The following is a 21,466-nucleotide window of genomic DNA, read 5'->3' as shown; positions in this document are numbered from 1 at the left end:
CCACCCTACCGCCGGGACCGGGACCCGGGATGGCGGAAGAGCCGGGTGATCGCCCCGATCGCGAGCACGATCGCGGCGAGTCCGACGATCCCCAGCCCCCAGCTCGGCTCGGGGACCTCCATGCCGCCGATCGGCAGCCCGCGCTCCTCGTCGAAGCCGTCCCACATGATCACCATCGAACCGGCCGCCCACACCGTCGAGATCGCCCCGCCGAGGAGCAGGAGGCTCGCGGTGCCGGCCAGCCACCCCCAGACCCGCGAGCGCCAGGCGAACCATGCGAGGACTGCGCAGGCGACGGCGAGGAGGAACCCGGGGATGAGGAGCAGCCCGCCCGGTGAGGCGACGGCCGCCTCGGCGAGGCCGAGGTCCTCGGCGGCGAAATCCCGGTTCCGGAAACGGAGCACGGGCACGGGCACGGCCGCGATGAGGAGGAGCAGGGCGGCTGTCGCGGTGAGGCGGGCGGTGAGGATCATGGCTCCAGCCTCTCCGAGCCCACGGTTCCAGTCGTCACGGCGATGTCACCGTCCGGGAACACCGACCGCGCGGCGCACCGCGGAACCGGCCGGCCGCACCTCCCGGCACGGCCCCGTCCGCGCAGCGAGCCGCGCGCCGCACCGCCGAATCAGGTCTGTGACGCGTCCCAGCCCTCGATGACGTGGGCGGAGTCCCAGAAGCTGCACTCGTACACGGTGGCCTGCCGGAAGGCCTCGACCATCGCCTTCCGCACCGCGGGGCCTGCATCCTCGGCGAGACCCTCGTAGATCGCCACCGCGCCGTCGACGGCGGCGTCGAACTCCGGGGAGTCGTAGGTCTCGATCCACTCCCTGTACGGGTGGTCCGCCATGCGGTCGCCCACCGCCGCGGTGAGCACCTTGCCCATGTGGGCGTACACCCAGAAGCACGGGAGCACGGCAGCGACCCCGACCTCGTAGGGCGCGGTGGCGGCCTGTGCGACGAGGTAGGAGGTGTAGCCCAGCGTGGTCGGCGAGGCGGTGGGCACCCCCGTGCCTCCGGTGAGGTCGTCGACGTGGGGTCCGAGGCGGTCGGCGCCGAGGAGCTGTGCGTGCATCTGCTGCTCCTCGTACACCGCGAGCCCTGCGGCCTCGGCCCAGAACCGGGTCTGCTCCGTGGCAGGAGCCCGGGAGGCGAGGATCGTCATCGCCTTCGCGTAGCCGACGAGGTAGATCTCGTCCTGGAGGATGTAGTTGGTGAAGGCGCGGGCATCGAGCGTGCCGGCGGCGAGCTCGGCGAGGAACGGCAGCTCCTCGATCGCGCGCAGGGTGTCTGCGACCGCGCTCCACACCTCACGGGAATGCGGGCCGGAGTGGTACGTGTGCGTCATGCGGATGCCTCCTGGTCCGCGGCCGGTTCCGCGGCGCGCGGTGCTGCTGTCGATGGGGTGGATGCGGCGCCTTCCGGCGGGCGATTGCCGGTGCCTGTGCTCGCGGTCCCGCGGCCGCCGGCGATCCCGATGTCGACGAGGTGGTCGACGGGACCGTGCGAGCCCTCGGGGTCGAGGGAGAGCTCCCAGTCCGCCCCCGAGGCGATCGCCCGGCCGAGGTAGTCGAGAGCGGTCTCGACCACGCCGGGCAGGTGCTCGCCGAGGGGCTCCGCGGGGCCCGCGCGACGGGCCGCGGCGAGGCCGGCGGTGACCGCGGCGGCGAGCGTGCAGCCCGTGCCGTGGGTGTGCGGGGTGTCCCTCCGGGGGTGGGTGAACTCGAGGAACTCCGGGCCGGAGTCCGTGCCCTGGGCGAGGATGTCGACGAGCTCCCCGGAGTCCAGATGACCGCCCTTGAGCAGCACCGCGCGTGCGCCCCGGGCGAGGAGCTCGCGCGCTTGGGCGCGCATCTGCTCCGGCGTCCGGGCGGCGGGCACGTCGTCGCCGAGCAGCAGCGCAGCCTCGGACAGGTTGGGGGTGATGACGTCGGCGAGCGGCATGAGCTCGGTGCGCACCGCATCGACGGCGTCGGCGTCGAGGAGCTGGTGGCCCGAGGTCGCGACCATGACCGGATCGACGACGAGGCGTCCGGGGCGGCGGCTGCGGAGCTCGGCGGAGATGAGCTCGACGAGGCCGCGGGTGCCGAGCATGCCGGTCTTCGCGGCGTCGACCGGCAGGTCGTCGAACACCGCGGCGAGCTGGTCCGCGACGAAGTCCTCGTCGATCCCGTACACGCGGCTCACCCCGTGGGTGTTCTGCGCGATGAGCGCGGTGATCACCGTGGTGCCGTAGACGCCGAGCGCGGTGAAGGTCTTGAGGTCGGCATGGATGCCGGCGCCGCCGGACGGGTCGGTGCCGGCGATGGACAGGGCGACGGGTGGACGCATCAGGACTCCTGCTCCTCGGGTGCGGGCCGGAACGCGGCGCGGATCCTCCGCGCCGCGGTGCGCGGATCCTCCGCCGCGCAGATCGCGGACACCACGCAGATCCCGATGACCCCGGTGTCCGCGAGCTCGGGGGCGCGCTCGGCGGTGATGCCCCCGATCGCCACGCAGGGCAGGCCGGCCTCGGCGACAAGCGCGCGCACCCGGTCGGGTCCGAGTCCGGACGGGGCATCGGCCTTCGTGCTCGTGTCGTAGGCCGGTCCCACGCCGAGCAGATCGACCGCTCCGCCGCTGCGGGCGGCGGCGAACTCCGCCGGTGTCGACGCCGACAGCCCGATGAGCGCATCCGCTCCGAGCCGCTCCCGGACGGCCTCCGGCGACTCGTCGCTCTGGCCGACGTGGACGTGGACGTCGTGGCCGGCGGAGCGGAGGATGCCGGCCACCGCCACCCGGTCGTTGACGAAGAGCGGGACCGGACGGTCGATGCCCTCGTCCCGGCGCACCGCGTCGATCGCGTCGATGACTTCAAGGGTGAGCTCGTGGAACTCCTCGTCGCTCGCGTGCTTGTCCCGCACCTGGACGATGCCGACGCCCCCGGCGACCGCCTCGGCCGCGGTGTCCGCGACCGTGCGGCCGGCCGCTGCGCACTGGGCGGTGTCGGTGACGAGGTAGAGGGCGGGGTCGGTGCCGTCGGGCAGCCGGAGGGCGGGCGCGCTCATGCCGGCACGCTCACGGAATCGGTGGTGATCCGCACCGCCGCGAGCTCCTCGTCGGTGACGGCGTGGAGCGCGTCGAGGAAGGCGACGGCGAAGCTCCCGGGACCGCTCGCGACCCGGCCCGCGGCGATCCCGGCGGCGGCGAAGTGGGCGTGGGCGGCGACGACCGCCTCGAGACCGGCGGCCCCGGTGATCGGCAGACCCGCGGAACGGGCCGCGGCGAGGTAGGCGGTGGTGACGGCGCCGAGCGAGCATCCGGTGCCGATGACGAGCGGCATGAGCGCGTGCCCGCCGTGGACGCGGACGACGGCGGCCGAGGTGCCCGACGGACCCCGATCGCCTGCGGCGGCCGCCCGAGCGGCTTCGTCGTCCCCGGGGTCGGCGAGCACGATCGCATCGATCTCCCCGGATACGGCGACGATTCCTCCGGTGGTGGCCGAGAGCGCGGCGGCGGCGGTGAGGACGTCGTCGACGGAGTCCGTCGAGTCGACCCCCCGTCCGCCGAGGCCCATCCCGGCGAGGGCGGCGATCTCCGAGGCGTTGCCGCGCACTGCGGTCGGGTGCTGGGCGGCGGCGGCGCGGATGCGGCTCGTGCGGTAATCGACGGCTCCCACGCTCACGGGATCGAGCACCCACGGGGCGCCGGCGGCGCGCGCGACCTCGATCGCGGCGTCGGCGGCGAGGAACTGGTGGGACGAGGCGGTGCCGAAGTTGATGTTCACACCCGAGGCGATCGACGCGAACTGCCCGGCGTCGGCCTCGTGGTCGAGCATCGCGGGCGAGGCGCCGACCGCCAGCAGGGCGTTGGCGGTGAACTGCTGCACGACGGTGTTGGTGATGCATTGGACGAGCGGCGCGGCGGTGCGGACCCGGGCCCGCGCGGCGACGATGTCGAGGGCATCCGAATGAGGCGTCTGCATGACGATCCCTTCGCTAGAGTTATCCAGATCAGGTTCGATGGGTGTGATCTCAGCCGCGCATCCGCGGTCCGGTCGGGCCGGTCCGCAGGTGCTCAGCACCCCATGTCACTGCCGGACAGCTTAGCAACTTCCCGCCCGGAATGCCGAGGACCGGGTGCGGCCCCGTTCGCCCACCGGGTCGCTGCGACGGAGGGGACCACTCCGCCTCCTGTCCGCATCGCGGAGAGGATAGGATCGCATCCAGGCATGGCACATGCCCGCGTACGGAAAGAGTGAGGACCCCGATGAGCGACGTTCTGTTCAGCAATGCCGAGCCACTCGAGGGCTCCTTCACCGAGATGATGGAGCTCGAGGAGATCGACACGAACATCTACCGTGCCGGGTACGTGTTCGAGGAGCCCTTCGCGCTCTACGGCGGCCAGGTCGCCGCGCAGTCCCTGCTCGCCGCCGCCCTCACCGTCGAGGACGGCCGTCCGCCGCACTCGCTCCACGGCTACTTCCTCCGCCCGGGCAATGCCGCCCGGCCCACGGTGCTCCAGGTGTTCCGCGACCGCGACGGCCGCTCGTACTCCGCCCGCCGCGTCGTCGCGCTCCAGGGCGGCAAGGTGATCTTCAACATGTCGGCCTCGTTCACGAGCGGCAACGACAGCCCGGACCACCAGGGTGCGACGGCCGCCCGGGACGGCGAGGTCCGGATGGGAGATCCCACCCCGATCCCCCGGATGTTCTCCTTCGAGGGGCGCAGCACCGACCAGGTGTTCGATGCCACCGACTATCCGCTGCGATTCTGGGGTCGCTGCACCGAGGACCTCGGCGACTCCCTGCTCATGCACTACTGCGCGCTGACCTACCTCTCCGACATCGGGAGCGGTCTGGGCGCCTTCAACACCGACGAGTACAAGTCGGGCTCCAGCCTCGACCACGCCCTGTGGTTCCACCGGCCGGTGAACATGAACGACTGGATCCTCAGCGACTTCGCCCCGCGCTCGGTGGCCCGCGGCCGCGGCCTCTACACCGGCGACATGACGACCGCCGACGGCACCCTCGCCGCCTCGGTCGCGCAGGAGGCCCTGTTCCGCAGGGTCCGGTGAGCACAGCCCGGTGAGCGATCTCCGATGAGCACGACCCGGTGAGCGATCTCCGGTGAGCACCGTGCCGCCCACGACCCGCCCGGCACCGCGGCACCCCCGAGCGCACGAAAGCGGCCCCTGCACTCGAGTGCAGGGGCCGCTTCCATTCATGTTCCGGTGGACCTCGGCCCACGGCGCGCGTCAGCGCACGGTGTAGTTCGGCGCTTCAACCGTCATCTGGATGTCGTGCGGGTGGCTCTCCTTGAGCCCCGCGGACGTCAGGCGGACGAACCGCCCGTTGGCGCGCAGCTCGTTGATCGTCCGGGCGCCGACGTAGAACATCGTCTGCCGCAGGCCGCCGGTGAGCTGGTAGGCGACGTTCTTGAGTTCGCCGCGGTAGGCCACCCGGCCCTCGACGCCCTCGGGGATGAGGTCGGTGTCGGTGGCGACGTCGGCCTGGAAGTACCGGTCCTTCGAGTACGAGCGGCCCTTGCGCGGCGCCATCGCTCCGAGCGATCCCATGCCGCGGTAGGTCTTGTACTGCTTGCCGTTGACGAGGACGAGGTCGCCGGGGCTCTCGTTGCAGCCGGCGAGCAGGGAGCCGAGCATGACGGATTCGGCGCCGGCGACGAGCGCCTTGCCGATGTCGCCGGAGTACTGGAGTCCGCCGTCGCCGATCACCGGGACGTTCGCCTCGGCCGCGGCCTGATAGGCGAGGTGGATCGCGGTGACCTGCGGCACGCCCACTCCCGCGACGACCCGGGTGGTGCAGATCGAGCCGGGCCCGACGCCGACCTTGATCGCGTCCGCACCGGCGTCGATGAGCGCCTGGGCGCCCTCGCGGGTGGCGACGTTGCCGCCGATGACCTGGACGGCGGCGAAGGCCGGGTCCTTCTTGAGGCGGGAGATCATGTCGGTGACACCGCGGGCGTGGCCGTTCGCGGTGTCGACGACGAGCACGTCGACGCCGGCCTCGGCGAGCAGGCCCGCCCGGTCGTAGGCGTCGCCGTAGAAGCCGACGGCCGCGCCCACGCGCAGGCGACCCTCGTCGTCCTTCGTCGCGAGCGGGTACTCCTCGCTCTTGACGAAGTCCTTGACGGTGATGAGGCCGCGGATGACGTTGTCCTCGTCGACGAGCGGGAGCTTCTCGACCTTGTGCTCGGCGAGGATCTCGAGCGCGCGCTCGGGCTGCACGCCCACGGGTGCGGTGATGAGCGGCATCTTCGTCATGGTCTCGCCGACGGTCGTCGTGGCGTAGTCGCGGCGGGGCACGAACCGGAGGTCGCGGTTGGTGACGATGCCGAGGAGCACGTCGTTCTCGTCGACGACGGGCAGGCCGGAGATCCGGTACTGGCCGCAGATCTCGTCGAGCTCGGCGAGCGTGCGGTCGGCGGTGATGGTGAGCGGGTCGGTGATCATCCCCGACTCGCTGCGCTTGACGTAGTCGACCTGGTCCGCCTGGTCCTCTTTGCTGAGGTTGCGGTGGATGATGCCGATGCCGCCGATGCGCGCCATCGCGATCGCCATGCGGGATTCGGTCACGGTGTCCATCGCCGCGGACACGAGCGGGATGTTGATGTCGATCTCGCGGGTGAGACGGGTGCGGGTCGAGGCCTCGGAGGGGATGACGTCGGTGTCTCCGGGCAGCAGCAGGACGTCGTCGTAGGTGAGTCCGGTCAGAGAGAACGGGTCTCCGACCGCCTTGAAGTGCTCTTCCACATCACCCATGAATGACCTCTTCCACGCGCTCGACTTCGGTATCGCTCATCCTATGCCGTCCCCGGGTTTCCGGGAACCGCGCGCAGTGCCCGCCCGCTGTGATGCTGGGCACCCGCACGCGTCACGGCGGGAACGCGCCCCCGCCGCGCGGACCGCTCCCGAGGCGCACGCCGGGACCCAGCGGCAGCCCTCTTCGCGCCGTCGCAGCGTCCGGGAATCAACCTTCCGGTTGATGTGCCGGACCCCGCCTGCGGACGAGCATGGAGGCATGCTCACACCCGCCATCGTCTTCATCACCGCAGCCCTCCTCTTCTACACCGCCGGCGTCTGGGCCGAGCACCTCAAGAAGGAGCTCCGCTGGTCCCACGTCGTCCTGTTCGGCCTCGGCCTCGTCTGCGACGTCACCGGCACCGAGCTCATGCGGCGCATCGCGGCCTCCGGCGGCGCCGACTTCTCCGGCTCGACCGCAGGCATCCTCACCTCGGTCATGGCGATCACCGGGGCCCTCGCGCTCGTCCTCATGGCGGTCCACCTCATCTGGGCGATCGTCGTCATGGTCCGCGGCACCGAGCAGGCCCGGGCGACCTTCCATCGGTTCTCGCTCATCGTGTGGGCGATCTGGCTCGTCCCCTACTTCACCGGGATGGCCGGCGCGATGATCGGCTGAGGAGCCCTCCGCCTCGGCACCGGCCCCAGCGGACCGGCCCTGCCCCTGGCGGACCGGCTCGGGCCGGGGTCGCGCACCCTCCCCTCGGCGGCGGTCCGCACGTACACTGCCGGTATGACCTCGCCCGATGCCCGCGCCTTCGCCTCCGCCCCGGATCTCACCGGCGAGCGCGTCACCCTCACGCAGCTCACCCCCGCCCACGCCGAGGCGCTGAGCCGGGCGGCCGGCGACCTCCCCTCGACCTGGGTCACCTCCGTCCCCACGGCCGAGGCGATGCCGGCGGAGATCGACCGGCGCCTGGGCCTGCAGGAGCAGGGCACGATGGCGCCGTTCACCGTGCTCGACGGCGGCACCCCGGTGGGCATGTCGACGTACATGAACATCGATGCGGCGAACCGGCGCCTCGAGATCGGCTCGACCTGGCTGTCGCCGACGGTGCAGGGCTCGCGGGTGAATCCGGAGGCCAAGCTGCTCATGCTCTCCCGCGCGTTCGAGGACCTCGACTGCATCGCGGTGGAGTTCCGCACGCACTTCCACAACTTCCAGTCGCGCGCGGCGATCGCGAAGCTCGGCGCCAAGCAGGACGGAGTGCTGCGCTCGCACCAGCTGTTCAACGGGGTGCTGCGCGACACCGTGGTGTTCTCGATCACCGCCGCCGAATGGCCGACGGTGAAGCTCGGGCTCGAGCACCGGCTCGCCCGCCTGAGCTGACACCCGGCGGGCTCAGGCCCGGTACGGCATCGCGGCAGCGCTCCGCCTCAGCAGGCCCTGGGCGAGGCCGAGGCCGATCACGCAGACGACCGCGGCCACCGGCACGCACGCCGCGAGCACGAGCAGGCGGCCGCCGGTGGGCGGACCCAGCCCGATCACGAACGCGATGACGGCGCACATCCCGCTCACGCCCAACCAGCCGAGCAGGCCCAGCCAGGCCCCGGGGTGCGGGAACGGGACGATGCTGAGGAGCACGAAGAACGGGTAGGCGAGGAGCGCTGCCGTGAGGTGCACCGCGAAGGTGAAGAGCAGTCCGGCGCCGGTGGCTCCGGCGGTCTGGATGAAACTGTCCGAGCCCGCGTCGAAGGTGCCGATCCACGGCCACACGAGGCTCGAGGCGGCGAGCACTGCAGCGGAGATCGGAGCGGAGATCAGGACGAGCGGGATGAGCCCGGTCAACCGGAACCCGCGGTCGGCGCGACCCTTCTCCCCCGTGAGGTACGGCAGTGCGGCGCCGCACACCAGGGTGAGGATCACGGCGAACACGCCGAAGTCATCGATGGCCTCGCCGCGCCGGCTCCGCAGGACACCGGCCTCCGCACCCCACAGCACCAGCGCGACGAGCACGGCGACGCCGATCGCCCACCCGATCATCCGCAGGAGGTCCGCGATCCAGCTCGGAGCGGGTTCGCCGTGCTGGGCGCCGCCGTGGAAGTGCCCCGGGTGCGGTCGGTGCGGCCGGACGGGGTGCCGGGGCGGCATCGGGCGGTGGCGCGGATGCGGGTTCCGGCGCGGCGGCGGCGACATCGCGGGTCTGCCCGGCGGAGGCATGGGCTGCGGCATGGGCGGTCGGCCCGGAGGCGGGGGTCCCCACGGTGGGGTCGGCGGCGGAGGCCGATGCCCGTGGGAGGAGAACTGCCGGCCGCTCATGATCTCCGTCCTGTCATGCCCTCGAGTATTCCGCGGCCCGGTCGCACAGATGTGCCGACGGTGATGCGGATCTGCACCATCCCCGGACGCCCCGCAGCCGTCGCCCCGTCGACCTGGCGGTCAAGACCATCGACCTGCCGATTGTGCTCGATCTCGGGGTCGGAATGCGTGCAGAAATGGCAGGTCGATGGGAGTGGAATCCAGCTCACCGGCGGACGTCGGGCCGGCGGCGCGGGACGGATCGACCGTGCGCCCCACCTCGGCCGTGGGGGCCAGGCCGGTTCCGCTGCACGGCGCCGAGGACGACGATGCAGACCACCACGGCGGCGAAGCAGCTGAGGAGGAACACCATCCCTCCCCAGGAGGCCGGGCGCATCACCACGATGATCGCCGGCCAGATGTAGGCGACCGCACTGCCGATCCAACCCAGGGTGCCCCAGATCCGCGCCGGGTGCGGCGGGTCGTGCACGGTGAGGACGGCGAAGAACGTCATCCCGAGGATCCCGCTCGTGCTCATGAGCAGGAACGTCGTGAGCACCCCGGCCGGATCGCCGCCGGCACGGTCGGCGAGCTCCCCGGTCGCGGCCGGGAAGTCGCCGACGAACGGCCACAGCAGGCTCATGATGCACATGACGAGCGCGGCGAGCGCGGCGATCACGGCGATCACGATGACGAGCGGCACCAGACCGGTGCGGCGGAGGCCGCGGTCGGCGCGCTTCGGGTTCCCGCGGAAGATCGGCAGGATCGTGCCGAGCACGGCGGTCCACCCCGCGGCGTAGAGCCCGATGTCGTCGATGGGGTTGCCCGCCCTGTTGGTCAGCACACCGGAGTCAGCGAGCCAGACGCCGGGCACGCTGATGACGGCGAGGGCGAGGACGAAGAGCAGCGGTCGGACGAGGTCGAGCCCCCACGGCGGGGCGGGCCGCGTGCCGCGCGAAGTCGAGTACCTGCCGCGAGGCCGGGTGGGGTGACCGTGCCCAGGGCCGGGAGGCGCGTGATCGGGGTGCAGCGGACCCGGCATCGGCCGAGCCGGCCGCGGAGGTCGAGGAGGTCGCGGCGGTCGGGGTGGCGGACCGTTCACCGGCTGACCACGATCTCCGGGAGGCGCACACGCTGGGTGAGCCCGATGCCGGCGGCGCAGAGGAGCACGCTCACCGGCACGCACACCGCGAGGAACAGGAGGCCCCCGGCGCTCGGATCGCGCAGGCCGAGCCAGATCGCCACGCCGATGTACCCGCCGCTGAGCCCGAGGTAGCCGAGCAGCGTGAGGACCGTCCCCAGCCAGGGCGCGGATTGGGGGACCATGACGGCGAACGGCGCCGTCGACATGAGCACGAAGAACGCGCAGGAGATCATCGCGGCGGTGAAATACATCGCCGCGGTGTAGAACAGGCCCACCGGGTGGTGCCCGACGAGCTCGGTGAGCTGTCCGGTCTCCGGGTGGAGCGTCCCGATCCACGGCCACAGGACGCTCGAAAGGGTGAGGATTGCGGTGCCGAGCAGGGCTGAGACGAGCATGAGCGGGAACAGTCCCTCGCGCCGGAACCCGGAGTCGTTGCGTTTGAACTCGGCCATGAGGAACGGGAACATCCACCCGAACACTGCGGTCATGATCGCCGCGAACAGGCCGACCTCCGTGATCTCCTCCCACTGCCGGTCCTTCATGAGACCGGTCGAAGTGGCGAAGACGATGAAGGCGGAGAGCACGGTCACCATGACGGAGAGGATGACGTTCCGGCCGAGGTCGCGGCCCCAGGTCGGGGTCCGGGTCTCGTCGTGGGCGCTGGTCCGTGCGGCTCCGCCCGTGGCGGCCCTGTTCGGCGCGCGGGAGGGCGCGGGCAGTGGAACGCGGTCCTGCCGGCCCGAGGGAGTCGGCCGCCGGCGGTGGGAGGGCCGGGGTGGACTCGGGGGTCGGGCAGGTCGGTCGGGTGGACTCGGGGGTCGGGCAGGTCGGTCCGCAGGGTTCGGCGAGGAGTGGGGTGCGCCTGCCGGCATCGGGGACGCATTCGGCGTGCCGGTCGGCATCGGGGACGCGTTCGGTGTGCCGGTCGGCATCGGCGGAGTGCCCGGGGGCGGCCCAGGCGGGCGCGGCGGCATCGCATGGGCAGGCCGGGGCGCGGGTGCACCGGACGGTCGGTTGCGCGGGTCCCCGGGACGCGGCGGCGGTGGGGCGTCGGGGCGCGGTTGCGGTGCGCCCGGCCGGCCACCTCGCGCGGGGTCGGGTCGCCCCTGCTGCGGGTGCCCGGAGGGGTCCGGGTGCGCGTGCGGTCCGTACCGATTGCTCATGCCCTCAGTATTCCGTGCCGAGCCCGCCGCGGTGTGACGAGGGTGTTCCCGATCTGCACCGAGACCCGCACTGGGCATCCCGACTCCTCCTCACCTGCGATGCTCCCCTGCGCTATGGCTCACCACTGTATTTCTCATCGACCTGCCAGTTGTGCACGAGAAATGTCGCTGAAGTCGAGCACAAGCGGCAGGTCGACGTGTGGATCGAGCAGAAGTGGCAGATCGACGGGGCTCGGACCGTCTCGACGCCGACGGTCGGGCGGAGGACCCGCGCAGCGTCAGCCCGACGAACCGCTCAGTGTCAGCCCACGGCACCGCACGGTGTCAGCCAGACGAACCGCTCAGCACCGCCTTCCGGTTCAGTCAGAGGAACCGCGCAGCGTCAGCCCGCAGCACCGCCTTCCGGTGCAGCCCAAGGCACCGCTCAGCGTCAGTCGGCTCGTGAACTCGCGGGGCTCGCCGGTGAGCGGGTCGGTGAATGCGAGCTTCTCGGCGACCAGCTGCAGGGGCGAGGAGAAGTCGTAGGGGTCCGGCGCGAGGTCCACCGGGTACACGGGGTCGCCGAGGATCGGCAGGCCCAGGCCATTCATGTGGACCCGCAGCTGGTGCGTCCTCCCCGTGTGCGGGGTGAGCCGGAAATCGCCGAGGCGCCCTGCCGCACCGAGGTACTCGATGGTGCTGTGCGCGTTCGGCTCGCCGGGCACCTCGAGCATCTGCCGCGTCCCCGGCTCCTTCTCCAACCGGCTCCAGCGCTCGATCCGGCGCACGCACTCCTCGCCGGGCCGCGGGGCCTCCCAGCCGTCGAACCCCGCGGGCACCTCGGCGAGCGCCCGGTAGGTCTTGCGCACCCGCCGGTCCTGGAACAGCCGCTGGTAGGCGCCGCGCGTCTCCGGCCGGCGGGACAGCACGAGCAGCCCGGCGGTCACGCGGTCGAGGCGGTGGATCGCCACGAGGTCGGGCTCCTCGCGCTCGACCCGCAGCCGGGTGACGACGCATTCGCGGACGAACCGGCCGTTCGGGGTGCTCGCGAGGAAGTGGGGCTTGTCGACGACGAGGAGGTCCGCATCCGCGTGGACGATGCCGACCTCGAACGGGATCCGCTCCTCCGGCGGCACCGGGCGGTGGAACCAGTAGAACCCGCCGGGGACCACCGGATCCGCGGCCGTCACCGGGCGCCCGGCCGCGTCGCACATCTGTCCGGCACGCACCTCCGTTTCGTCGGCCTGCGCGTCACTCCGGCTGTCGCGCGGCCTGTCCGAAAGCCCGTTCGACCGAGTGTTCGGTGGACCGACCACCGGTTCGTCCGACTGCCGCAGCAGGCCGGCGATGTCGGCATCCGAGGCGTTCGGGAACTCCGTGCGCAGCCACTCCCCGACCGTCGCCGGCACCGGGTCGCCCGACCGCGCGTGGGTCTGCCGACCGCCGGGGGCGCGCAGCCGGTTCGCGGAGATCCCCGCACGCGGCGGCAGCGGGCTCACCGGCACGGGTGGCACCTCACAGGCGGACGTCCTCCCCCGCCTCGGCGAGGAGCTCGGCGACGGTCTGCTGACGGCGGATGCAGGTGAACTTCGCCGTCGACCCGTCCGAGGTGTAGGCGTAGACCGGGATGCGCGGCAGCGCGTTGTAGGCGAAGGGGGTGGAGAAGTAGTAGGCACCGGTGTCGTGGATGAGCGCGATGTCCCCGGGGTCGAGGCCGGGGATCACGAATTCGCGGCCGATCATGTCGCCGCTGAAGCAGCACGGCCCGGCGAGGTCCTGGATCCGGTTCGGGTTCCGGCTGGGTGTGCCGTCGGCGTGGAAGGCGCTCACCCGCAGCGGCCAGGCCTGCGGCATGAAGACCGTGCGGGTCGCGGTCTGCGCACCCGCGTGACCGATCGCGAACGCCCGCTGGCCCACCTGCTTGGTGTACTCGATGCGGGTGGCGATCGACCCGGCCTTGGCGAGCAGCGAGCGGCCGAACTCGGTGAGCACGGTGTACCTGCCGCTGAACAGCTCCGGCACCGCGCGCTCGAGCACCTCGGCGTAGGTGTGGAACGTCGGGGTGATCTCGTCGGAGCCGAAGTTCACGCTCAGCCCGCCGCCGATGTCGATCCGGGTGATCTGCTGGAACCCGGCGGCCTCGGTGACGGATTCGGCGAGCGACACGATCCGGCTGATGCCCTCCGCGGCGAGGTCGAGCCCGACGCCCTGCGAGCCGGAGTGGACGTGGAGCTGGGTGATCCAGGGGCGGGCGACGATCGTGTCGACGAGCGCCTGCCGGGATTCCTCGTCGATGAGGGGGATGCCGAACTTCGTCGTGGTCGTCGCGGTGCTCATCTCGTCGATCGACCCGGAGCCGACGACCGGGTTGACCCGAACTCCGATCACCGAGCGCGTGTCGATCTCCGCCCGCAGCTCCTCGATCCGGGCGAGCTCCTGATAGGAGTCGATGTTCACTGCCGCGCCCACGGTCAGGCAGTGACGGATCTCCGGCACCGTCTTCGCCGGCGAGTCGAGGACGATCCGCTCCGGCGGGAAGCCGGCGGCCTCGGCCATCGCGAACTCGCCGGGGCTCGCAACCTCGACGCCCATCCCGCGGTCGGCGAGGAACCGCAGCAACGGGACGAGGGTGACGGCCTTGCACGCCACGAGGTGGAGGGTGTCCGGGATCGAGCTGAATGCCCAGGTCAGCGCTTCGATCTGGGTTTCGACCGCCTCGGTGTCGATGATCCCGACGACCGGCTGCTCTGCGGTGATGAGGGATTCGGCGGCGAGGGAGCGGACGGCGGCATAGCGGCGGTCGACGAAATCAGACATGCGGGCAGTCTATCGACGCAGTCCGCGGCGCCCCGGCCCCCTGCCACAGCTGCGCCGCTGCGGGCGGCCGGTGCGATGCACGCCGTCATCCCCCGTCATCGTGCGACGGCGGATGACGCCCGTGTGACGGACCGCGTCGCCGCGCGTCCGCGACCGCATCACCGGCCGGCGGCGCCTCCGTACGGTGGCGTCACCGCTCGGATCGGGCCGCCGCACAGCACGGCGCGCAGCCCGCCCGACACCGTCGACCAGGAGGAGAGGCCGCCATGCGCACACCGAGACCGTCCGCACGCATCGGAGCCGGACTGGCGATGATGGCGGTGCTCGCGGGCTGCTCGGCCCCGGGCACCGAGCTCGTCGCCTCCTCCGGCGCCGGCCCGGATCCGGCACCGGTCGCCGAGGGCACCCTCGTCTACGGCCACCAGCAGGAGCCGCCCTGCGTGTACGGCGGCTGGATCGAGCAGGGCTATCTCTCGCACCAGGTCCTCGACGGGCTCGTCTCCCTCGACGAGGACGGCCACGTGGTCCCCTGGCTCGCCACCGACTGGCACGAGTCCGCCGACCACCTGACCTGGACCTTCACCCTCCAGGAGGGGCCCACCTTCTCCGACGGCACACCGGTCGACGCGCAGGCGATCGTCGACAACATCGACTACTGGCTCGCCGGCGGCAACGGCACCGCGCAGGTGTGGATCGGCCCCTACGTCGACTCCGCCCGCGCGCTCGACGCCACCACCGTGGAGGTCGCGCTCTCCCAGCCCTACCCCCGGTTCGCGGAGAACCTCACCCAGCCCTACTTCGGTCTCCAGTCGCCGGCCGCGCTGGCGGAGCGGACCGCGGAGGAGAACTGCCGGCAGCCGATCGGCTCCGGCCCCTTCACCGTCACCGAATGGAACCGCGGCCAGAACATCGTCCTCGACCGCCGCGACGACTACGACTGGGCGCCGGCGAACGCCGCCGTGCAGGGGCCGGCCCGGGTGGCGCGCGTCGACTGGCGCTTCATCACCGACCCCACCGCCCGCACCGCGGCGCTGCGCTCCGGCGAGGTCCACGCGATCTACGACATCCAGGCCTTCGAGTGGTCCGCGCTCGAGTCCGAGGGCTACGAGCTCCACCGCTACATCACCCCGGGCCGCCCCCAGCAGCTGAGCTTCAACACCGGCCGCGGGCCGTTCGCCGACGAGCGCGTGCGACAGGCCTTCGCCTACAGCCTCGACCGCGAATCCGTCGTCGAGGCGGTGGGCCGCGGGGTCATCCCCTACGAGGGCAACGGCCCGGTGAGCCGCTCCACCCCGGCCTACAGCGAGGAGGCCGCGGCCCGCTACTCCTACGACCCCGAGCGCGCCCGGGAGCTCCTCGACGCCGCCGGCTGGTCGGAGGTCGGCGAGGACGGGGTGCGCGTCAAGGACGGCGAGCGCCTCCACATCGACTTCCCCTACGCGATCAACAGCACGATCAACCAGGACGGCGCGGCGATCATCCAGGGGCTCCAGCAGTACGCCGAGGAGGTCGGCTTCGAGGTCGAGCTCATCCCCTACCCGCCGAGCGCGGCCGCCGCCGGCGCCTACTCCGGGCCCGAGGACTACGACGTGAGCATCGGCTACTGGACCTCCGTCAACGCCGGCATCCTGCTCGTCAACTGGCGGCAGAACCTCCCGGAGTCCCCCAACCCGTCCAACGCCGCCTTCTACAACGACCCCGCGCTCGAGGCCACGATCCGCGAGGCGAACTCCGCCGTCGACCCGGACGAGCAGGATGCCCTCTACCGGCAGGCGCAGGAGCACATCGCCGATCACGCGCTGTCGATCGGCGTGTACGACCGGCTGAGCACGCTCGCCGTCGGTCCGCACGTCGACGGCATCCGCCAGGAGAACTCACAGGGAGGACCGGTCTTCCATGACGCCCACCTCGTCGACTGACACGCACCCGGCAGGCACCTCGGCCCCCGACCGCCGCCGAGGTGCCTGCCGGGTGCGTGTTCCCGGCCCCGCACCGGGCTCGCCCGCTTCGTGACCTGGACGCGGCACCTCGCCTCGTGGGCGCGGCACCTCGGCCGCTGGCCGGGACGACTCGCCGCGGCGCTCCTCGTCATGTGGGGCGCGGTCACCGTGGCGTTCCTCGCCCAGCTCGCGCAGCCCGGCGACCGGGCGGCGGTGATCCTCAACCTCCGCACCGGCCAGACGCAGGAGCGCACCCCGGCCGAGCTCGCCCCGGTCAACGCCGAATACGGCTTCGACGCCCCACCGTTCGAGCAGTACCTGTCCTACCTCGGCGGGCTGCTCCGCGGCGACCTCGGCGTCTCCTACCAGCAGCACCGGCCGGTGTGGGACATGATCGCCGAGCAGCTCGGCGCCACCGTGGCGCTCTCGCTCACCGCGCTCGTCCTCGCCTGGGTGCTCATGGTGGCCTGGGTGACGCTCACCGCCGGCCGCTCCCCGCGCGTCCGCAGCCTCGCCTCCACGGTCGAGGTGTTCGCCGCGAGCGTGCCCCAGTACTGGCTCGGCGTGCTCCTGCTCCTCGTGTTCGCCCTCGAGCTCGGCTGGGTGCCGGTCGTCGGCGGGAACGGGCCGGCCGCCCTCCTGCTGCCGGCGCTCACGCTGGCGATCCCGCTCGCCGGGTTCCTCGGGCAGGCCACGCGGGCGGAGTTCGAGCTCGCTCTCGCCCGGCCGTTCGTGCTGTCGGCCCGGGTGCGCGGCATGGGCGACCTCGGGGTGCGGCTGCGGCACGTGCTGCGCCATGCCGCCGTCCCGCCGCTCACCCTGTCCGGCTGGGCGCTCGGCGCCACCGTGTCCGGCGCCGTCATCGTCGAATCGGTGTTCAACCGCCCCGGCATCGGCCGGGTGCTCGTGTCCGCCATCGAGGCCCAGGACCTCCCGGTCGTCACCGGCATCATCGTCCTCATCGCCGCCCTCTACGTCCTCGTCAACCTGGCGGTCGATGCGCTCGCCGCCCTCATCGATCCGAGGTTGAAAGCATGACCACCCCGCCGCTGATCCCCACCCGCACCGCACCCCCGACCGGCGCCCCGGGTTCGCTCGTCCCGCCGTCCTCCACCCCGGTGCCCGGCGCCGAGGCGACCCTCGCACCCCAGGCCGGCGCCCCGCGGCGTCCGCGCCGCCGCCCGCCCCTCGGCCCGCTCGCGGCCACCGCGACGCTCGCGGTGTTCGCGCTCGCCGCGGTGGCGCCGGGCCTGCTCGCCCCGGGCAGCCCGGAGGCGCTCGACCTCGGCGCCACCCTGCAGGCGCCCTCGGCCGCGCACTGGTTCGGCACCGACGAGCTCGGCCGCGACCTCTACACCCGCGTGGTCCACGGCACCGGGCTGTCGCTCCTCATCGGGCTCGGGGCGGCGGCGGTGAGCCTCACGCTCGCGGTGCTGCTCGCCGCGGCCTCTGCGCTCACCGGCCGGATCCTGTCCGGCGTGGCCGACCGCACGATCGAGATCCTCTTCGCCTTCCCCACCCTGCTCCTCGCGCTGCTCCTCATCGCCACGCTCGGCCCCTCGCCGCTCAGCCTCGTGCTCGCCGTCGGGGTGGGCACCGCGCCGGGGTACGCACGGATCGTGCGCGGTCAGCTCCTCACCGCCCGCACCTCCGGGTACGTCGAGGCGGCCACGGCGCTCGGACACGGGCGCCGGCGGATCATCGGCCGCCACATCCTGCCGAACGCGCTGCGCCCCCTCGTCGGGATCTTCACGATGTCGATCGGCCAGTCGATCGTGTGGGCCTCGAGCCTCGCCTTCCTCGGCCTCGGCGTCGCCCCGCCGTCACCGGAATGGGGTGCGCTGCTCGATGCCGGGCGGACCTACCTCACCGCAGCCGGATGGCTCGTCATCATCCCCGGGCTCGTCATCGCGCTGCTCGCCCTCGCCGCCACCACCCTCGGCACCTCCATCCGGAACCGCCTCGAGACAGGAGACTGACATGACCTCCGAGATCCTCGCACCCGCCCGCTCGGGCCACGCCGCCCTCCCGACGCCTCCCGTTGCGGACGCGCTCCCGGCGGGCCCGCCTCCCCCGGCCGCCACCGAGCCGCGGCTGCAGGTGAGGAACCTCCACGTCGGATTCCGCCGCGACGGCGGGCTCCGGGAGATCGTCCACGGGCTGTCCTTCGACCTCCACCCCGGCCACTGCGTCGCGATCGTCGGCGAATCGGGGTCGGGGAAGAGCGTCACCGCCCGGACGCTCGTCGGCCTGCCCGGCCGCGGCGCCGAGGTCCGCGCCGACGCCCTGCGGCTCGGCTCCGACGACCTGCTCACCCGGGGCGAACGGGACTGGCGCCGGATCCGCGGCGCGCAGATCGGCTTCGTCCTCCAGGACGCTCTCGTGTCGCTCGATCCGCTGCGACCCGTGGGGTCCGAGATCGCCGAGGCGCTCCGGCTCCACGGCACCGGCCCGCGGTCCGCGCGCCGTCGTCGCGTCGTCGAGCTCCTCGCCGCCGCCGGTGTGCCCGAGCCGGAGGTCCGCGCCCGGCAGCGTCCCGGGGAGCTGTCCGGCGGACTCCGGCAGCGCGCGCTCATCGCCTCCGCGATCGCGCTCGGCCCGCAGGTGCTCATCGCCGACGAACCCACCACCGCCCTCGACGTCACCGTCCAGGCGCAGGTCCTCGGCGTGTTCGAGCAGATGAAGGCCGCCGGTCGGTCGCTCGTCCTCATCAGCCACGACCTGTCGGTCGTCGCCCACCTCGCCGACGAGGTGCTCGTCATGCGCGGCGGACATGTCGTCGAGCAGGGGCCGGTTGCCCAGGTGCTCGCCGACCCGGCGCACCCGTACACCCGGGCCCTCATCCGCGCGGTGCCGAGCGCCGCCACCCGCGGCCGGCGGCTGAGCGGCCCGGAGGCCGCCCCGCCTGCCGTCGCAGTACGCGGCACCGGGAGTGCGGGCGGCGCATCCGGTGCACCTGACGCCCGCCCGGCCGCCCCGGTGCCGGCCGTTCCGGAGCTCTCCGCGGCACTCCCTGCGATCGCCGCGGAACGGGCGACGGAGGTCGTGCTCGAGGTGCGCGACCTCGTCCGGGTGTTCCCCCGCCGCGGGGGGACGTCCCAGCGGGCCGTCGACGGCGTGTCGTTCCGCCTCCGACGCGGCGAGGTCCTCGGCATCGTCGGCGAATCGGGCTCCGGCAAGTCGACGACCGCCCGCATCGCCCTCGGGCTCGAGACCGCGGACTCCGGCGAGGTCATCCTCCTCGGGCACCCGTGGTCGGCGCTGTCCGAACGGCACCGCCGGGCCCTGCGCACCCGGATCTCCGTGGTGCACCAGGATCCGCTGAGCTCCTTCGACCCCCGCTTCACGGTCGAGCGCGTCATCCGCGACGCGCTGCCGGGCGGCCGAGGCGACGTGCACCGTCTCCTCGCGCTCGTCGGACTCGGTCCCGAGGTCGCCGGCCGGAACCCGGCGACGATGTCCGGCGGGCAGCGGCAGCGCGTCGCGATCGCCCGGGCGCTCGCCCCGGAACCGGACGTCCTCGTGCTCGACGAGGCGGTGTCCGCCCTCGACGTGTCCGTCCAGGCGCAGATCCTCGACCTGCTCGCCGACCTGCGGCGGGATCTGGGGACGAGCGTCCTCTTCATCTCCCACGACCTCGGCGTCATCAGCCATCTGAGCGACCGGGTGCTCGTGATGAAGGACGGGCGGGTCGTGGAGTCCGGCAGCCCGAGCGCGATCTTCGATGCCCCCGCCCACCCCTACACCCGCACGCTCGTCGACTCGCTCACCACGCTCGACCGGGCGGCGGCCACCGCCACCGCCCGCTCCCCCGCCGGAGATGCCCGACGATCCGCCGGTGCCCGCCTCCGACCACGCCCGACCCTGACCACGAGAACGAACCCGACACCTGAACCGAGGAGATCACCATGACCCGCCCGCTGCTCTTCAACGCTTTCCTCATGAACACCCCGTCCCACATCCAGCACGGCCAATGGCGCCACCCGGACGCCGGGCAGGTCGAGTACCAGGGCCTCAACCTGTGGCTCGACCTCGCACGGACCCTCGAGCGCGGCCTGTTCGATGCGATGTTCTTCGCCGACGTATCCGGCCTCTACGGCCCGGCCGGCGGCTCCTACGTCGACAACGTCCACGAGGGGCTGCAGATCCCGAGCAACGATCCGACCGTGCTGCTCGGAGCGCTCGCCGCGGTGACCGACCGCATCGGGCTGGCGACGACCTCGAACGTCATGCAGAATCCCCCGTTCAACTTCGCGCGCCAGATCTCCACCCTCGACCACCTGTCGAAGGGCCGCATCGCGTGGAACATCGTGACCTCGACACAGGAGAACGCGGCGCGGAACTTCGGCCTGCCGGGCCTCGTCGAGCACGACGCGCGCTACGACTGGGCCGACGAGTACGTCGACGTCGTCTACAAACTGTGGGAGGGGTCCTGGGACGAGGGCGCCCTGCTCAAGGACCGGGAGGGCGGACGCTTCGCCGACCCCGCCCGGATCCACAAGATCCACCACATCGGCGAGCGCTACCGGGTCGAAGGCCCGCACCTCCCGGCGCCGAGCCCGCAGCGGACCCCGCTGCTGTTCCAGGCCGGCGGCTCGCCGCGCGGCATCGCGTTCGCCGCCCGCCACGCAGAGGCCGTCTTCATCGCCACCCCGAACCCCGAGGTCGCCCGCGAGCACATCGACGGCGCCCGGCAGCAGGTCGTCGCCAACGGCCGCCGTGCGGACGACATCCGGTTCTTCCAGGGGATGAGCTTCGTCATCGGGAGCACCGAGGCCGAGGCGCAGGCGAAGAACCGCGACCTGCTCGACTATGCCTCCGACACCGGGTACGCGACGCACGCCTCGCTCGGCATCCTGCCCGACGGCACCCGGCTGCCCGCCGACACCCCGCTCAAGGACATCCCGAACAACGGCGGCCGCGGACACATCGACTGGCTGCGGGCCGCGACGCCGGGACGCGAGCCGGTGCTCGGGGACCTCGCCCGGAACCGGATGATCGGACAGTCGCTCGTCGGGACGCCCGAGCAGATCGCCGACCGGCTCGCGGAATGGCAGCGGGCCGGGGTCGACGGGATCAACGTCGTCAACTGGCGCCTCCCGGAGTCGTACACCGAGTTCATCGATCATCTGCTCCCGACCCTCCAGGAGCGCGGGCTCGCGAAGACCGAGTACGGCCCGGAGACCACTCTGCGCGGGCGGATCTTCGGCCACGACCGGCTGCCCGACCGGCACCCGGCGGCCCGCTACCGCGGAGCCTTCGGCGACCGGTCGGCCGCGGCAGCCGAGGCGAACACGGGGGCCGCAGAAGCGGATCCGGCGCGCACCCCGGCCCTGTCGGGCTCGCGCTCCTGAGCTCCCGCGAGGTCCCGGCCGGCTGCGCCTCGGGT

Annotated in this window: 19 protein-coding genes; 8 read left to right on the top strand and 11 right to left on the bottom strand. The window is 72.6% G+C overall.

All coding sequences use genetic code 11. The annotated features are described in order from the left end of the window. Window positions 1-5: 5 nt before the first annotated feature. From C1A17_RS13285 to thiM, 5 genes are all read right to left on the bottom strand, one after another. A complete protein-coding gene (locus tag C1A17_RS13285; protein WP_101653424.1) occupies window positions 6-473 on the bottom strand; it encodes a hypothetical protein in 468 nt (155 codons plus the stop codon). Between the two features lie 149 nt (window positions 474-622). Continuing rightward, entirely contained in the window at window positions 623-1,342 is a 720-nt protein-coding gene (locus C1A17_RS13280; RefSeq protein WP_101653423.1) for a TenA family protein, read from the bottom strand. Continuing rightward, window positions 1,339-2,325, bottom strand: a complete 987-nt coding sequence (gene thiD / locus C1A17_RS13275; RefSeq protein ID WP_101653422.1) for a bifunctional hydroxymethylpyrimidine kinase/phosphomethylpyrimidine kinase — start codon at window positions 2,323-2,325, stop codon at window positions 1,339-1,341. Before thiD ends, C1A17_RS13280 begins: the two co-directional genes overlap by 4 nt. Next, window positions 2,325-3,041: a thiamine phosphate synthase gene (gene thiE / locus C1A17_RS13270; RefSeq protein ID WP_101653421.1), complete on the bottom strand. Its 717-nt coding sequence runs from the start codon at window positions 3,039-3,041 to the stop codon at window positions 2,325-2,327. The genes thiD and thiE overlap by 1 nt, the downstream gene beginning before the upstream one ends. Then, complete coding sequence (gene thiM / locus C1A17_RS13265) at window positions 3,038-3,958, bottom strand: hydroxyethylthiazole kinase (RefSeq protein ID WP_101653420.1); 921 nt, start codon at window positions 3,956-3,958, stop codon at window positions 3,038-3,040. Before thiM ends, thiE begins: the two co-directional genes overlap by 4 nt. A 284-nt stretch (window positions 3,959-4,242) precedes the next feature. On the opposite strand from thiM, the gene C1A17_RS13260 reads away from it, so the two are divergent. Beyond that, window positions 4,243-5,049: an acyl-CoA thioesterase gene (locus tag C1A17_RS13260; protein WP_101653419.1), complete on the top strand. Its 807-nt coding sequence runs from the start codon at window positions 4,243-4,245 to the stop codon at window positions 5,047-5,049. A 180-nt stretch (window positions 5,050-5,229) separates the two neighbouring features. Here C1A17_RS13260 and guaB read toward each other — a convergent pair whose 3' ends face one another. After that, a complete protein-coding gene (gene guaB / locus C1A17_RS13255; RefSeq protein ID WP_101653418.1) occupies window positions 5,230-6,756 on the bottom strand; it encodes an IMP dehydrogenase in 1,527 nt (508 codons plus the stop codon). Window positions 6,757-7,015: 259 nt separating this feature from the next. On the opposite strand from guaB, the gene C1A17_RS13250 reads away from it, so the two are divergent. Next, window positions 7,016-7,414: an HsmA family protein gene (locus C1A17_RS13250; RefSeq protein WP_101653417.1), complete on the top strand. Its 399-nt coding sequence runs from the start codon at window positions 7,016-7,018 to the stop codon at window positions 7,412-7,414. Window positions 7,415-7,528: 114 nt separating this feature from the next. Next, complete coding sequence (locus tag C1A17_RS13245; protein WP_101653416.1) at window positions 7,529-8,125, top strand: GNAT family N-acetyltransferase; 597 nt, start codon at window positions 7,529-7,531, stop codon at window positions 8,123-8,125. Window positions 8,126-8,137: 12 nt separating this feature from the next. Here the strand turns inward: C1A17_RS13245 and C1A17_RS13240 are convergent, their stop codons facing one another. From C1A17_RS13240 to C1A17_RS13220, 5 genes are all read right to left on the bottom strand, one after another. Beyond that, window positions 8,138-8,887: a hypothetical protein gene (locus tag C1A17_RS13240; RefSeq protein ID WP_101653415.1), complete on the bottom strand. Its 750-nt coding sequence runs from the start codon at window positions 8,885-8,887 to the stop codon at window positions 8,138-8,140. 373 nt (window positions 8,888-9,260) lie between these two features. Continuing rightward, window positions 9,261-10,076: a hypothetical protein gene (locus C1A17_RS13235; RefSeq protein WP_101653414.1), complete on the bottom strand. Its 816-nt coding sequence runs from the start codon at window positions 10,074-10,076 to the stop codon at window positions 9,261-9,263. Window positions 10,077-10,132: 56 nt separating this feature from the next. Then, entirely contained in the window at window positions 10,133-10,771 is a 639-nt protein-coding gene (locus tag C1A17_RS13230) for a hypothetical protein (protein ID WP_101653413.1), read from the bottom strand. Window positions 10,772-11,700: 929 nt separating this feature from the next. After that, entirely contained in the window at window positions 11,701-12,825 is a 1,125-nt protein-coding gene (locus C1A17_RS13225; protein ID WP_245873759.1) for a pseudouridine synthase, read from the bottom strand. Window positions 12,826-12,835: 10 nt separating this feature from the next. After that, window positions 12,836-14,137: a type III PLP-dependent enzyme domain-containing protein gene (locus C1A17_RS13220; protein ID WP_101653412.1), complete on the bottom strand. Its 1,302-nt coding sequence runs from the start codon at window positions 14,135-14,137 to the stop codon at window positions 12,836-12,838. 266 nt (window positions 14,138-14,403) lie between these two features. Between C1A17_RS13220 and C1A17_RS13215 the strand changes: the two genes are divergently transcribed. The 5 genes from C1A17_RS13215 to C1A17_RS13195 all read left to right on the top strand — a co-directional run bounded on the left by C1A17_RS13215 (window position 14,404) and on the right by C1A17_RS13195 (window position 21,431). Next, window positions 14,404-16,056, top strand: a complete 1,653-nt coding sequence (locus C1A17_RS13215) for an ABC transporter substrate-binding protein (protein WP_101653411.1) — start codon at window positions 14,404-14,406, stop codon at window positions 16,054-16,056. A 90-nt stretch (window positions 16,057-16,146) separates the two neighbouring features. Beyond that, window positions 16,147-17,115, top strand: coding sequence for an ABC transporter permease (locus C1A17_RS13210; RefSeq protein ID WP_245873757.1), 969 nt, complete (start codon window positions 16,147-16,149; stop codon window positions 17,113-17,115). Then, entirely contained in the window at window positions 17,112-18,056 is a 945-nt protein-coding gene (locus C1A17_RS13205; protein WP_101653410.1) for an ABC transporter permease, read from the top strand. The genes C1A17_RS13210 and C1A17_RS13205 overlap by 4 nt, the downstream gene beginning before the upstream one ends. 1 nt (window position 18,057) lies before the next feature. Next, window positions 18,058-19,989, top strand: coding sequence for a dipeptide ABC transporter ATP-binding protein (locus tag C1A17_RS13200; protein ID WP_101653409.1), 1,932 nt, complete (start codon window positions 18,058-18,060; stop codon window positions 19,987-19,989). Beyond that, window positions 19,986-21,431: an LLM class flavin-dependent oxidoreductase gene (locus C1A17_RS13195; protein WP_101653408.1), complete on the top strand. Its 1,446-nt coding sequence runs from the start codon at window positions 19,986-19,988 to the stop codon at window positions 21,429-21,431. Before C1A17_RS13200 ends, C1A17_RS13195 begins: the two co-directional genes overlap by 4 nt. Window positions 21,432-21,466 lie beyond the last annotated feature (35 nt).

The sequence above is a fragment of the Brevibacterium ihuae genome (assembly GCF_900184225.1).
In the GTDB taxonomy this organism is placed as follows: Bacteria; Actinomycetota; Actinomycetes; order Actinomycetales; family Brevibacteriaceae; genus Brevibacterium; species Brevibacterium ihuae.
Note: the sequence above shows the minus strand (reverse complement) of the source record. Positions and strands in the feature narration are given on the sequence as shown.

Coding starts and splice junctions, on each gene's coding strand:
- thiD (WP_101653422.1), bottom strand. CDS start 2,325: ATGCGTCCACCCGTCGCCCTGTCCATCGCCGGCACCGACCCGTCCGGC.
- C1A17_RS13220 (WP_101653412.1), bottom strand. CDS start 14,137: ATGTCTGATTTCGTCGACCGCCGCTATGCCGCCGTCCGCTCCCTCGCC.
- C1A17_RS13205 (WP_101653410.1), top strand. CDS start 17,112: ATGACCACCCCGCCGCTGATCCCCACCCGCACCGCACCCCCGACCGGC.
- C1A17_RS13230 (WP_101653413.1), bottom strand. CDS start 10,771: ATGGTGACCGTGCTCTCCGCCTTCATCGTCTTCGCCACTTCGACCGGT.
- thiE (WP_101653421.1), bottom strand. CDS start 3,041: ATGAGCGCGCCCGCCCTCCGGCTGCCCGACGGCACCGACCCCGCCCTC.
- C1A17_RS13195 (WP_101653408.1), top strand. CDS start 19,986: ATGACCCGCCCGCTGCTCTTCAACGCTTTCCTCATGAACACCCCGTCC.
- C1A17_RS13215 (WP_101653411.1), top strand. CDS start 14,404: ATGCGCACACCGAGACCGTCCGCACGCATCGGAGCCGGACTGGCGATG.
- C1A17_RS13250 (WP_101653417.1), top strand. CDS start 7,016: ATGCTCACACCCGCCATCGTCTTCATCACCGCAGCCCTCCTCTTCTAC.
- guaB (WP_101653418.1), bottom strand. CDS start 6,756: ATGGGTGATGTGGAAGAGCACTTCAAGGCGGTCGGAGACCCGTTCTCT.
- C1A17_RS13280 (WP_101653423.1), bottom strand. CDS start 1,342: ATGACGCACACGTACCACTCCGGCCCGCATTCCCGTGAGGTGTGGAGC.
- C1A17_RS13235 (WP_101653414.1), bottom strand. CDS start 10,076: ATGCCGGGTCCGCTGCACCCCGATCACGCGCCTCCCGGCCCTGGGCAC.
- thiM (WP_101653420.1), bottom strand. CDS start 3,958: ATGCAGACGCCTCATTCGGATGCCCTCGACATCGTCGCCGCGCGGGCC.
- C1A17_RS13245 (WP_101653416.1), top strand. CDS start 7,529: ATGACCTCGCCCGATGCCCGCGCCTTCGCCTCCGCCCCGGATCTCACC.
- C1A17_RS13240 (WP_101653415.1), bottom strand. CDS start 8,887: ATGCCGCCCCGGCACCCCGTCCGGCCGCACCGACCGCACCCGGGGCAC.
- C1A17_RS13260 (WP_101653419.1), top strand. CDS start 4,243: ATGAGCGACGTTCTGTTCAGCAATGCCGAGCCACTCGAGGGCTCCTTC.
- C1A17_RS13285 (WP_101653424.1), bottom strand. CDS start 473: ATGATCCTCACCGCCCGCCTCACCGCGACAGCCGCCCTGCTCCTCCTC.
- C1A17_RS13200 (WP_101653409.1), top strand. CDS start 18,058: ATGACCTCCGAGATCCTCGCACCCGCCCGCTCGGGCCACGCCGCCCTC.